10 protein-coding genes are annotated in these 13,400 nt (G+C 44.8%); 8 read left to right on the top strand and 2 right to left on the bottom strand.

The annotated features are described in order from the left end of the window. Positions 1 to 645 (bottom strand): cobalamin-dependent protein, encoded by a 645-nt coding sequence (locus K9H14_00500; protein ID MCG9478671.1) that lies wholly within the window; start codon positions 643 to 645, stop codon positions 1 to 3. Positions 646 to 1,091: 446 nt separating this feature from the next. Here K9H14_00500 and K9H14_00495 point away from each other — a divergent pair, with 446 nt between their 5' ends. Next, complete coding sequence (locus K9H14_00495; GenBank protein MCG9478670.1) at positions 1,092 to 2,492, top strand: FAD-binding oxidoreductase; 1,401 nt, start codon at positions 1,092 to 1,094, stop codon at positions 2,490 to 2,492. Positions 2,493 to 2,504: 12 nt separating this feature from the next. Then, positions 2,505 to 3,599, top strand: coding sequence for a (Fe-S)-binding protein (locus K9H14_00490; protein MCG9478669.1), 1,095 nt, complete (start codon positions 2,505 to 2,507; stop codon positions 3,597 to 3,599). On the opposite strand, the gene K9H14_00485 is transcribed toward K9H14_00490, so the two are convergent. After that, complete coding sequence (locus K9H14_00485; GenBank protein MCG9478668.1) at positions 3,596 to 4,186, bottom strand: glycerol-3-phosphate responsive antiterminator; 591 nt, start codon at positions 4,184 to 4,186, stop codon at positions 3,596 to 3,598. The genes K9H14_00490 and K9H14_00485 overlap by 4 nt on opposite strands. A 93-nt stretch (positions 4,187 to 4,279) precedes the next feature. Here K9H14_00485 and K9H14_00480 point away from each other — a divergent pair, with 93 nt between their 5' ends. The 6 genes from K9H14_00480 (at position 4,280) to K9H14_00455 (ending at position 13,391) form a co-directional block, all read left to right on the top strand. Then, complete coding sequence (locus K9H14_00480) at positions 4,280 to 5,824, top strand: hypothetical protein (protein ID MCG9478667.1); 1,545 nt, start codon at positions 4,280 to 4,282, stop codon at positions 5,822 to 5,824. 23 nt (positions 5,825 to 5,847) lie between these two features. Then, entirely contained in the window at positions 5,848 to 6,786 is a 939-nt protein-coding gene (locus tag K9H14_00475) for a hypothetical protein (GenBank protein ID MCG9478666.1), read from the top strand. Between the two features lie 11 nt (positions 6,787 to 6,797). After that, entirely contained in the window at positions 6,798 to 8,231 is a 1,434-nt protein-coding gene (locus tag K9H14_00470) for a hypothetical protein (GenBank protein MCG9478665.1), read from the top strand. Between the two features lie 108 nt (positions 8,232 to 8,339). Continuing rightward, positions 8,340 to 9,383, top strand: coding sequence for an aldose 1-epimerase family protein (locus K9H14_00465; protein MCG9478664.1), 1,044 nt, complete (start codon positions 8,340 to 8,342; stop codon positions 9,381 to 9,383). Between the two features lies 1 nt (position 9,384). Next, positions 9,385 to 10,443 carry a mannonate dehydratase gene (locus K9H14_00460; GenBank protein MCG9478663.1) on the top strand — a complete coding sequence of 353 codons (1,059 nt, stop codon included), beginning with the start codon at positions 9,385 to 9,387 and terminating at the stop codon, positions 10,441 to 10,443. Between the two features lie 14 nt (positions 10,444 to 10,457). Further along, on the top strand, positions 10,458 to 13,391 hold the full coding sequence (locus K9H14_00455) for a hypothetical protein (GenBank protein ID MCG9478662.1): 2,934 nt from the start codon (positions 10,458 to 10,460) through the stop codon (positions 13,389 to 13,391). The last annotated feature ends 9 nt before the right edge of the window (positions 13,392 to 13,400 follow it).

Here is a 13,400-nt window from a genome sequence, read left to right as displayed (position 1 = left end):
TCACTCCTTTCCTAGTAAACTTTTGCATAACCTGGGTGCCCTGGGGGCAGTAGTTTCATAGCCGTCTGCGCCTATTTCATCGGCAAATTCCTGGTTGGTAGCAGCTCCTCCTATTATCACTTTCACCCTGTCTCTCATTCCTTTTTCTTTGAGGATTTCAATTATTTTTCTCTGTTCTGCTACGGTGGTAGTTAAAAGGGCAGAAAGGGCCAGGATTTCAGGATCGTACTTTTCTATTGCTTCCAAAAATTCCTCGGGAGCCACATCTACACCCAGATCAATTACTCTAAAATTCTCGGCTACCAGAAATGCTTTTACCATGGTCTTTCCTATATCATGGATATCACCTTTAACTGTGCCCAGCACTATGGTGCTGGTCTTTTCTACCTTCTTTCCGGTCTTTTCCAGGTTCTCTTCTACTACCGAAATGGCCTCTGACATGGCACTGGCTGCTCCCACTAATTCCGGGAGAAACAGTTCTCCGCTTTCAAACCCATCTCCAATCTTTCTGATGGCTTCAGTCATTCCCTCCAAAATTTCTTCGGGCTGTTTGCCTCCTTCTAATGCCTCGGCGGCCAATTGCCGGGAAAGCTTTCCGTTGAAGGCAAAGATGGCCTCTTTTAGTTCGTTGATAATTTCAGACATGTTGGTAACCCCCTAATCCTGAAAAATGGCATTTAAGTTCCTCATTTGCATAATGAAACATCGTAATTAATTAAAAATTCTTAGAAATTAAAAGTGTATGTTATCGGTTTCAATCATAGAATCAGATAATTTCTTTGTCAAGTTTGGCCTTCATAATATGAGCAAAACCAGGGGTATAAAAAAACTGTCAATTACCTGGCTCTGAATATTGATCCAGCAGCCAGTAAAGGGCCGGCAGGTGACATTTTCCCTGAATAACTTGCTAGTGACAATATCACTGAATAACAACATAAGTCGGTAGAATGTTTTGACAGTGGATTAAAAATATGCTATAAAAAAAACAGCTGTAAAAAGTTGGCTGAGAAACAGAGTCCAACAAAGTACATTGCTGTGTGTATTTTGTTGGACTCTTTTTGCTTTATGAAAGTTTAGAAGAAGAGACGGCAATGATTAGTGAAAGCATTATGGAGAGGCTGGGCAAAGAAATAGGCAGCCAGAATATCACCACCAATCCCAATGATCTGTTTACCCTGTCCAGGGATGTTACCCCTATTTGCTACAAATGGATAGACCTGTACGGTCAGCCGCCGGCAAGTGCTGAAGTAGCTTTATTTCCCCAAAACATGGAGCATCTGAAAAGCATTTTAAGAATCGCCAACCAGGAAAAAATACCGGTAAATGTATACGGGGGCGGTTCCGGCACGGTGGGCGGAATTATACCGGTAGAGGGGGGCATAACCATCGATATGTCACATTTTGACCGGATTCAGGGTATTGACCACCAGTCACTGGTAGTTAAAACGGAAGCAGGGGTAATAGCACAAAATTTAGAGGATTACCTGAATCTGCGGGGCTATACTTTCAGGCATTATCCTCAGTCTTTCCGGTCAGCCTCCATTGGCGGGTTGATTGCTACCAAATCAGTGGGTCAGTTTTCCACTAAATACGGAGGCATAGAGGATTTCCTGGTAGGCATAGAGGCGGTTTTGCCCAACCAGGAGGTAATTGAACTTACCGATACCCCCAGAAGCTCCACCGGACCGGATATAAAGAACATGTTTATAGGTTCCGAGGGAATCCTGGGCATAATTACCAGGGCCAATCTAAAAATTTACCGGCTTCCGGAGAAGATGAATTTTCAGTGCTACCTGTACCAGGATATTTATGCCGGGCTGGATTCCATAAGGGATATACTGCAGAGCGGCTTGGCTCCGCCGGTAGTAAGGCTTTACAACCGTCAGGAATCAAAACTGAAATTTGAAAATATTGGTTTTAGCTATCAGGGCTGCCTGCTGGTACTCTGCTATGAAGGCAAATCGGAGCTGGTGGAGGCGCAAAGCAGGGTATCCGAGCAGATATGTTCAAAAAACGGGGGAAAAAACATCGGGGATACCCTGGGAAAGATGTGGTATGAAAACAGGTTTGACACCAGGCATATCATGGAAAAAGATGAGGAATTCGGGGGCATATCCGATGCCATAGAGATTTCTGCTTCCTGGTCCAGGATAAAGGGTATCTACTATGAAATTGAGAGATATTTTAACCAGAGAAATATTGTGGTAGCATCTCATTTTTCCCATGCCTATACCCATGGCATTTCTTCCTACAGCATATTTTATGTTAACCGGGAGGATGAGCAGCAGGCTATTGATGAGTTTTATAAAATCTGGAATGACATAATGGAGCTTACGCTTAAGATGGGGGGATCCATCAGCCACCACCATGGTATCGGGATGATTAAAAATAAGATGCTCAAGAAAGAGCTGGGGCCGGGATACGGGCTGCTTAGGGATATAAAAAATGCGGTGGATAAAAACAATATCCTTACCAGGGGTAAACTGATTTGATAGGGGATTATTATGAGCTTTGATGACAGGTCCAACCGGCAGTGCATATATTGCCATAATTTTTGCAAGTTTTGCTGTCCTTCATTTAATGCTACCAAGGATCATAAAATCCTGGAAACCAATAAAAATTATCTGTTTTACCTGTTTCAAAAGAAGGCTACAGAATTAAAGCAGGCTGACGGGCGCTCTTTTTATCTCTGCAATGATTGCCGCCGATGTGAACAGTTCTGCTGGGATGATGGCAAACAGGTAATGGAAAACAACCGGGCTGCAAAAGCTGCCGCCCTGAAGGAGGGGGTGGCCCCCCGTCCGGTATATGATATTAAGGACAACCTGGAAAAGTACGGCAATTTCTTTGGACAGAAACCAGGAAACCCGCCCGCTGACAGAGAAAGGGAGTATGATGTGTACCTGTATGCTGGAGAGTATGCCCAAAATTTTGAGCCGGAACTTATCCGGCAGTTTGGCGGCCTTCTTGATTCCATGGGTTTTTCCTATATCTACGACCCCAGTGAGGTATCCAGCGGGGTGCTGGCCAGGGATCTGGGAGCAGAAGAGCTTTCCAGCAAGCTGATGAAGCAGAATTATGAAAAAATAGAGAAATACAATTTTAAGCAGCTGGTGGCCCTTGCTCCCGAAGATTATTATGCTTTCAGTTGTGAATACGAAAAGGAAGGGCTTAAATGGGGCCAAAAAGTGCTCCATTATACCCAGTTTTTGGCTGATAACCTGGACAGGGTTAAAACTGTTTCCAGTGAGCCGGTTAAATACATGTATTTTGATCCCTGTAAACTGGGCAGATACTGCGGCCTGTATGACCAGCCCAGGGCGGTACTGAAAAAACTCCTAGGATCAGAAGGAGTAGAGTTTTTTAGAAACAGAGAGCAGGCCTCCTGTTGCGGAGGCTATATCCGGCTGCTGGATGAGCAGGTGGCCGGGAATATGGCCGGGCAGATAATTAATGAATGCAGGGCCAGTGGCTGCGGTTTTCTGGTGACTTCCTGCCCTCTGTGCTTAAGCAATCTTAAGGCAGCCAATGGCAGTCATCCTTTGCAGATTGTAGATATTATAGAGGTGGCCAGCAGCAGTGTAACCGGAAAGACTTAAACATAAAGATTCCATAAGGCCTGGTTGCTGGTAGTAACTGCAGTGGCGTTTTTGCTTAATATGTTTTTGATATCTGATTCTTTCTGTATAAGTCCGGAACAGATAATGGGTATATTGGTGATTCTTTTTTTTAGTGTTTTTTCAATTATCAGGTAGGAAATACCCGGCCTGATATCTATAAAATGGGGCTTGCTCTGCTGGATTAGCTCTATCCCTTTTTCCAGGGATTTGGTATCAAACATAAACAGGGTTTGCACAATGGTAAAGCCCAGTTTTTTGGCATAGTTTATTACTTTAGGACTGGAGGATGCAATAGTATTGATATGCAGGTACTGTTTTAAAAAACCAAGCCCGTTTTTATCGCAGGAAATACCCTTTATCATATCCACATTGAGGATTATTTCCTTTTTAATCTCCAGATTCTTCTTGGCTATCTTAAACAGGTTTATGATGTCCAGGTCATACATTAAAATTATTTTAATATTACTAAACCGGGGACTGGAGATAAGGGAAAAGTCATTAGTGCAGGGTATCACCGGGTTGTCCTTGAGGTTTTTGAGCAATAGCCTGGGATTTAAATCTTCCATACCAATTTTGTATATTTACATAAATCTTAAAAATTATATCATAAAATTGAATTTCAATTTAGTTTTTATCCACGGAAGGAGGAGACCGGAGCAATGTACCTTATGGCTATAGATATCGGATCTACCAGCATAAAGGCTGCGGTTTATGATTACTACGGTAATCTGGCAGCCAGCGGCAGGAGGAAAACTGAGGTGGTGTACAAAGATCAGGATGGCCGGCATTTTGCTTTCTGGGATCCGGATAATATCTGGAACTGCGTAACCGGTTCGGTTAAGGAGGCGGTCAGCAGTATAGGGAAACCCCGGCTTATAAAAGGCATTGCCGTAACCGGTTTTGCCTGTGACGGGGTACCCATTGATAAAAACGGCAACTGTTTGTATCCGTTTATAAGCTGGCACGATAACCGGACCCTGGAGCAGCTGGAATGGTTTTCTAAAAATGCGGATTTTAAACAGATATATAAAATCAACGGCCAGAAGCCCTGGCACCTTAATACCATCTTCAGGAATTTATGGTTCAAGCAGAACCGGCCCCGCCTGTATGAAAGAATATACAAATGGCTGCTTATCGAAGATTTTATAAATTACAAATTATGCGGGGAGGTAGCTACCGATTATTCGCTGGCATCCACCACCCTGATGCTGGATCAGGAAAAATTGGAGTGGTCTCCGGAGCTGTTTGATATGTTTAATTTGGATATGGATATATATCCCCATCCCCGTCCCAGCGGAACCTATTTAGGAGAAGTGGGGGCAAAAGCTGCAGAGCAGTCTGGCCTGAAGGAAGGAACCCCGGTGGTACTAGGAGGCCTGGATGGCCTGATGGGGGTTTATGCTGCTGCCGGAGACCAGGAAGATAACCTGGTGGGGGTAATAGGGACTTATGAGCATTACCATAAGTGTATGAGCCGCCCCATACTAAAAGAAGAAGGTCTGGGTAAGAGCATTATATGCCAGGCCCATATAATTGAAGGCAAATACGGGGCTTACGGAGTGATGGTATCTTCAGGGGTAATGGAATGGTTTAAGGACCATCTGGCAGGCAGCGAACAGCTGATGGCAGACAAGGAAAAACAGAACATATGGGATATATTGATGCAGCAGGCTCAGGAGGCGGAACCAGGTTCCGGGGGGATATTTATGCTCCCGGATATATATGGCAGTACCTGCCCGGTTCAGGACAACTATTCCCGGGGAGCATACCTGGGGATTAACAGCAGGAGCAGCCGGCAGGATGTTATCCGGGCTACGGTAGAAGGCTTAAATTACAAGGCGCTGGAACTGTATAAAGCCATAGCCGGGTATTCAGAAACTGAAAGTGATAAGATTATTGTAACCGGCGGGGGCACAAAAAATAGCTTCTGGATGCAGAATAAAGCCGATGTGTTTGGAAAGGTAATCGAAGTTCCCCGCATTGAGGAAGCCACCCCCCTGGGGGCGGCTATGGTGGCCGGTATCGGGGTGGGGGTATATAAGGATTTTAAGCATGCCTACCGTCAGGTAGAAAGGGAGGCAGTCCGTTATATTCCCGATGAGGAAAAACACAAAAAATATGACAATTACTTTCGGCATGTGTATAGTAAATTGTACAGGACATTGAAAGATATAAATAACTATATATCTAAGCAGATAAGATAAACCATTTGCCACAAGGAGGATTTATGTACGGAAAAAAGATTCGCATGAGCAGGCTGATTGACCCTAGGTTTGGCAGGGGAGTAATAATTCCCTATGCCCATGGCCTGCTTCAGGGGCCCATACCCGGCCTGGAGGATATAAATGAAATAAATAAATATATGGAAATTTTTAAATATTCCAGGGCTAGCGGAGTTATTATCAGCTACGGCTACCTTAAATATTCTGCAGAATACTTAATGGGCCGCTGTGTTCCTTCCCTGATTCTCCTCATAGACTGGATTAACATGACTAAAAGCTATAAGGGCTCGGTCCCCTATAATGAAGTAAGGACTACCATTTGCACTTCCATAGAGGATGCCATAAGGTGCGGAGCTGATGGGGTTATGACCTATCTTACCCTGGGATTTGATGACCCCTCTATGGAGGCAGAGGAAATAAAGAAAAATGGGCTTATAGTGAAAGAATGCGAAAAGGTGGGGCTTCCGGTAATAATTGAGCCGGTTATGGCTAATTTTAAAAATAAGGAAGTCTTCTATGATAAGGATTATTTAAAAGTTAATGACCGCATAGCTGCAGAAATAGGTGCCGATATTGTGAAATCCCAGTTTACCGACGATGCAGAAAGCTTCCGGGAAGTGGTGGAAAACTGTGCTGCTCCCATCATGATAGCCGGAGGTCCTAAAACCGGAACCATAGAGGAGACTCTGCATATGATCAGGGAAGCGGTGAAGGCTGGTGCCGCCGGCACCATTGTGGGAAGGAAGATCTTCCAGTCAGAAGATGTGGCCGGCTGCCTGGAAGAGGTATGCAAGATTGTTTATGAAGGAAGCCCGGTAAATGACAATATACAGATGAAATGCATTGATGGAGTGTGCTTTAATGAACCGGTAGACAATGACAGCCTGGTAAAGAAGATAGCAGACCGGGTTTATGAAGAATATAAAAAGCAGTCCCGTAGTTAGGAGGATGGCATATGGATAAGCAAAAACCCAATATTGGTCTGTTTATTACTGTAGACCAGTTGTATTCAAGCGCTTTTGACATGTTTGATATAGACAAGGTGGTAGAGGGCGATGTAAAAAAACTGACAGACAGCCTTTCGGTTGAAAATAAGGTTCATTTTACCAAAATCGCCAGGACGGAATCCGATGGCCAGCAGATAGGCAGGGAGTTTGCCGGATTGAATCTGGATTTGATAATTATAAGTCAGTTTGTCTATACCCTGGATGAGCCCATTATCGGATTCCTGAAGGAAATCAGGAAAGATGTTCCGGTGCTGGTACTGATGGTCCAGGGGTATAAAGGTATTCCCGGGGATTTAACCGTTACTGATTTTTCCCGGTCCTGGGGTATCAACGGTACTCTGCAGATGACTGCCTCCATTCCCAATATGGTTGATAACTTCGACTATGAATTTCTGGTGGGAAATCCGGCTGAAGAGAAAATTATACGCAAAATTAACCTGATGGCCAGAGCCAGCTGGGCTGTAAATTCAATTAAGAAGGCTAATGTTGCCTATCTTCCCGGGTTTTTTAAGGGAATGCATGATAACTGGGATAATGCTGCCAAACTGGAAAAAGTATTTGGAGTGAGGCTGGACTGGCTTACCTTCTCCGACCTGGTCAAACAGTTCAATTTTATAAGCGAGGATCAGATAAATAAGGAGGTTGAACAGATCAGGGATAAATACAAGGTAGTAGAACCCCGGCAGGTTGACCTGTATGATGAGGCCAGAACCTATCTGGGGGTAAAAAGGCTCATAGAAGAAAGAGATCTTTCCGGTTTAACCATAACTGTGGATCCGGGAAACTGCAATGAGTTTATGGATTTCAGGGTACTGGCCTACTATACAATCTCCAAACTTTTGGATGAAAAGTTTGCCTGTTCCGATGAAGGGGACATGTCTCTGGTATTAGCCCAGCTGCTGTTGGGGCGGATTTCGCAAAACCATGTCCAGCAATGGGAAAACTGGGCATTTGACAAAGATAAAAACTTGCTTATGGGCGGGCATAGCGGTATAGGGGCTGCTTCTCTGGCCAAAGATGAAGATGAAATTTATGTAAGAAACCTTATGTATGATACCTACACTTTACCCAATGGTGAAGTAAGGAAAGGATTTGCCTTTAACTTTGTGGCTAAACCGGGTAAGGTAACCATGCTTACCCTGGGGGCCATGAATGACCGGTACAAATTTAAAATTATCAGGGGAACAGCAATCAATTACCAGTTGCTGGACATCCATTCACCTTTTGCGGTGATCCATCTGGACAATATAGGAGTGGAAGAATATTTTGAGCAAATTGCCAGGTTTGGCTGCGGTAAACACTTTGCCCTAACCTACGGGGACTGGTCGGAGGAATGTGTGCATTTAGCTAAAAACTTGAAATTAGACTATTTATTGTTATAATTAAAACCATAATAGAATAAATATAGTTGGCAGAGAATAAGAGTCCAACAAAGTAATATCGTATTTACTTTGTTGGACTCTTTTTATTTATTTTAAACCAATAAATATATGAAACCAGCAAAGATAAGAAACTATGGTTGCAGAATAAAAGACAGCGCAACCTACAAAGATATGAGATGCCTGTTTCTGGAAAACCGCTATTTAAGGGTGGGTATTCTACTGGATAAGGGCTCGGATATTTTTGAATTCCTTTATAAGCCCCTGGATATGGATATGGTTTGGCTGTCTCCTTTTGGAATCAGTAACCCGCAGAGATTTAACTTAACCAAGAGCCAGCCGGCAGGCAGATTCATGGATTATTACCAGGGAGGCTGGCAGGAAATATTTCCCAATGGGGGAGGAAGCTGCCAGTATCAGGGGGTAGAGTGGGGACAGCATGAAGAGGCAGCCCTGCTTCCCTGGAGCTACAGAATTCTAAGAGATGAGCCTGAACAGATCGAGGTTGAGCTGTCTACGGAAATCAGGGCGATGCCCTTAAGGCTGGTAAAACGGCTCCGGCTGGTAAAGGACCAGGCTGAGCTGTTTATAGAGGAAGAAGCAGTAAATTTAAGTTCTGTTGACCTGGAAGTGGTCTGGGGACATCATCTGGCCTACGGCAGGCCCTTTCTTGGGCCGGGATGCACTATAAATATACCGGCTGCAAAGGGCAAGGTTTATGAACATAAGTCGGCGCTGGATGAAAATATCCGGCCGGGCACTACTTTTAGCTGGCCCCATCTGCCCTTAACCGACGGGGGCACAGTGGACCTGTCGCTCATAGCCGGGGACAATGTCCAGACTGCCAAGTTTCTGTACCTTTCCGGCCTGGACCAGGGACGGTATGAAATAATCAATCCCCGGGAAAATATAAGGCTGATGGTGAAGTGGGATAAAAAAGTTATGCCTTATGTCTGGTACTGGCAGGAATTTAATAAAACCAGGGGCTACCCCTGGTATAAGATGTCCAGGGTGTTTGGTCTGGAGCCTTTCAGTACCGATATTATGGGACTGGATAAAACTGTGGCTGAAGGAAGGGGCATAACCATAGCCTCGGGCTCACAGGTCCATAACTCTTTAACTATTGGATTGAGTGCAATCAATAAGGAAAATTAAAATGGAAATAGGACTTAATTTATATCCTCACATCCAGAACCTTCCATTGGGGATACTGAAACAGGGCAGGCTGAATCATGATAATTTGAGCTTTGCCCGGCAGCTGGGAGTAGACAGCATTATAGCCTGGATGCCTCTGGGAGTGGGTGATGGATTCTGGGAATTTGATGATTTACTTAAATTAAGGAAATTTATTGAATCCTACGGGCTTAAGCTGGCAGCCATTGAAAATCTGCCTCCTTTACACTATGACCGGATAATGATGGGGATGAAAGGCAGAAAAGAGCAGATAGAAAACCTTAAGAGGACCATCTTTAACCTGGGCAAGGCAAAGATTAATTGTTTGGGCTACTTTTTTTCCATAGTGGGTTACTGGGGACACTGGCGCACAGGAAACTGCGGAGGGGGAAGAGGCCGGGCCCATGTTACCAGTTTTGATTACAGCCTGGTTAAGGAAGCCCCACCGGCCAGAAAGGGGATGTTCTGGGGAAACTGGAAGGCTGATTATTTTAATCCTTCCCAGTCTATCGGCCATATTAGCCGAAAAACCATGTGGGAGAGGTTATCCTATATGTTAGAAGAGATAATACCTGCAGCCGGGGAGGCAGGGGTCAAACTATGCATTCATCCAGCAGACCCTCCGGCACCGGTCCTGGCCGGGGAGGAAAGGATAATGAACTGTCCCCGGGATTTTAAGCAGCTTATAGAAAAATTCCCCAGCCCCTGGCACGGGATTCAGTTCTGTCAGGGAACCTTTGCGGAAATGGAAGGGGTGGGGCCCAAGGTGATTGAGTTAATAGATTATTTCGGTAAAGGGGACCGGATTGCCTATGTGCATTTTAGAAATATCCGTGGAAGCTTCCCCCGGTATGAGGAAACATTTATCGACGACGGGGACATAGATATGGTACAGGCTTTTAAGGCTTACCGGCAAAGCGGTTTTGAAGGCATGCTCATACCGGATCATGTGCCAGTACTAAAACCGCACAGGTGTTCCTGGCATGCAGGTATGGCCCATGCTGTTGGATATATAAGATCATTAATTGACAGTTTTGATTAAAAGGGGGTTTAGTCTTGAATTTCACTATTAATACCACGGTTCTATTTAAAAAAGTAAAAGGAGAACTGGTTCAGGTGGTCAACTTAGAGGTTGATCATAAAAAATTGGAAAAAGCGATTCTTCAGCTGAATACCGACGGATGGAGCAGAAGTTTCAATATTGACCCAGATAATGCAGATAACCGCTCTTTCTTAAATATTCCCGCCCTGGCCAAGGATACACCCTGTGAAGCCATATTGCAGACTGATTCCAAAAGCTACCGTCAACAAATTACCTTGAAGGCCAGGAGGAAATGGGAGATACATGTGCAGAACTTTACCCATACGGACATAGGTTATACTGACCTGCCCAGCAGGGTAGCCAGAGGCTACCAGGAGTCATTGCAGAATATTATCGAATTTTGCCGGGAGACGGAAAATTTTGACCAAGACAGCCAGTACCGTTGGAATGTAGAGACAGGTTACTGGCTGGAACAGGCTATAAGCAACCTGGACAAGCCTTCGCTTCAAAAAGTAAAAGATCTTACCCGGGAGGGCAGGATAGAAATAAACCCCCTGTATGTAGCCCATACTTCAGAATTCAATGATGAAGAAACGCTTATCCGGAGCCTTTATTTTGCTTTCTGGTTTGCTGACCAGTGCGGTGTGGATATAAAGACAGCCATGGCCAGTGATGTTACCGGCCAGCCCTGGCTGCTGCCGCAGATACTTTCCAAGGCAGGCATCCGTTACTTTTCCACAGCAGTAAATGCCACTCTGGCCAAGGCCCTGAAGTTGCCGCGGCCTTTTTACTGGGAAGCCATGGATGGCTCTAAAGTTATGCTTCTGGACACCGATGAGCGGCAGGCCTACCAGGAAGGCATAATGATTGGGCTGGCAGATTCCTATGATGCGGTGTTAAAGAAATTGCCCCTGTATCTGGATGACCTTGAGAATGAGGGCGGTTTTGGTTTTGACCTGCTTGCCCTGAGGGCTCCCGGTTATCCCGGTGATAATACCAAACCAAATGTGAAGGTAAGCTATATTGTCAGGGACTGGAACCGGGAATGGGAATACCCCAGGCTTAAGATATCCACTTACAGCAGGTATTTTGAGAAGTTTGAGAAAAAATACGGGCAACAGGTAAAAACATTCAAGGGTGCCTGGCCGGACTGGTGGGTTAATTACCATGGTGCTTCTGCCTTTGAGACTGGAGTAAACCGCCACACCCATGCAGATATAATTACCGGGGAAAGTTTTTCAGCTATCGGGGAATCCCAGAAGCTTCTGGAAAAATATCCCCAACAGAAACTGGATTATATATACAAGAAGATGTTTTTAGCCGATGAAGCCGACTGGAGCTCATACATAAGTGTTGCTGAACCGGACAGCTATCAATCCCGGGGCCAGAGGGCTGAAGAGGCGGCATTTGTGTACCAGGCGGCCATAGAAGCAGAAGAAGTAAAGAAAAACGCACTGGAGGCAATTTCCCGGAAAGCCAGGCTGGATACTGAAAACAGCATAGTGGTTTTAAACAGTTTAAGCTGGGAAAGGTCAGAGGTAGTGGAAGCAGCAATCCCCAAAGAAATAACCAGCGGAGGCAGGGGATATCAAGTAATTGATTCGGTTACAGGGAAACAGATGCCGGTACAGCTGATGGAGCCTACCATCCATGACTTTCAAACCGGGTCTATCAGGATAGCTTTTAAGGCCGAGGGGGTTCCTCCCCTGGGATTTAAGGTGTTTAACCTGGTTCCAAATGAAAAATGGGCCCCGGTAGAAAAAGTAGAAAGATCGGGAGTACTGGAAAATGATTTTTACCGCTTGGCTTATGCAAAAGATACCGGACAGGTAACCCAGATTTACGACAGGAAACTGGATAAGGACCTGATAGATACCGGCAGCAAGTACGGTTTTAACCAGCTGGTTTATGAGACCACGGTAAAACCCAGGGTGGTAGACTTAAGCGAGCATGAAAAATTCTCCAGGGAAGCCCTGTATTTACAGCCCTATTTTAGAGAGCTGCATAAAGATTATTACGATTATCCTCCTCCGGGTACCGAGTTTAAGCGTTATGTGCCCCAGGGGCAAAAAATAGTGAAGATAGCTGCGGGAGAGGTCTATACCGAAATAACCACCCAGGCTTCAGCGTACATGTGCCCAGTAGTAAAAAGCCATATTCTGCTGGATAATCTATACCCCCGGATTGTGGTAAAGAATTATTTAGAAAAGCATGAAACTCTGGATGTGGAAGCGGTATATTATGCCTTTCCCTTTAAGCTGGATAACCCTGAGTTTTTGCTTAATTGCCACGGTGGTTTTTATCAGCCTGAAAAGCAGCAGCTTCCCGGGTCTGCCAAAGACTGGTACTGCATACAAAAATACATAGACATAAGTGATTCTGATATTGATATATTATGGTCTCCGGTAGAGGCACCCCTGGTACAGCTGGGGGACATCAATACGGGCAAATGGCTGGATGAGATTCAGCTTCAACAGGCCCATATATATTCTTTTGCCATGAATAACCACTGGTGGACCAATTCGCCAGCCAGCCAGGGGGGAAGATTCTGGTTCAACTACCGGCTTACCAGCAAGCAGTCTCCTTTTTCTCCCTCTTTTGCCCATAACTTTGGCTGGGCCTCCAATTCACCCATGGAAACCAAATTCATGAAGGCAGAGCCCAGTGAGAAAGGGTTAAAAGAGTATGCCTTTATAGATCAACTGCCCGGCAATATAAAGGTCACCGGATTAAAGAAATCTGAACACGGAGATAATCTGATAATAAGGCTGCTGGAAGTAGAAGGCAGCAGCACTGGTTTAAAGCTTAAACTAAAAGATAGAAACATAAGAAAATGTTATGCAGCCAGTCCGGTAGAAAAAGATATTAAAAGATGTCCGGTAGATAAGGGCAGGGCCAAGGTGGATATGAAAGGGCATGAAATGGTCACCTTAAGGATAAAATTATAACAGGAGTAA

It is taken from the genome of Actinomycetes bacterium, from assembly GCA_022396035.1.
In the GTDB taxonomy this organism is placed as follows: Bacteria; Actinomycetota; Humimicrobiia; order Humimicrobiales; family Humimicrobiaceae; genus Halolacustris.
Note: the sequence above shows the minus strand (reverse complement) of the source record. Positions and strands in the feature narration are given on the sequence as shown.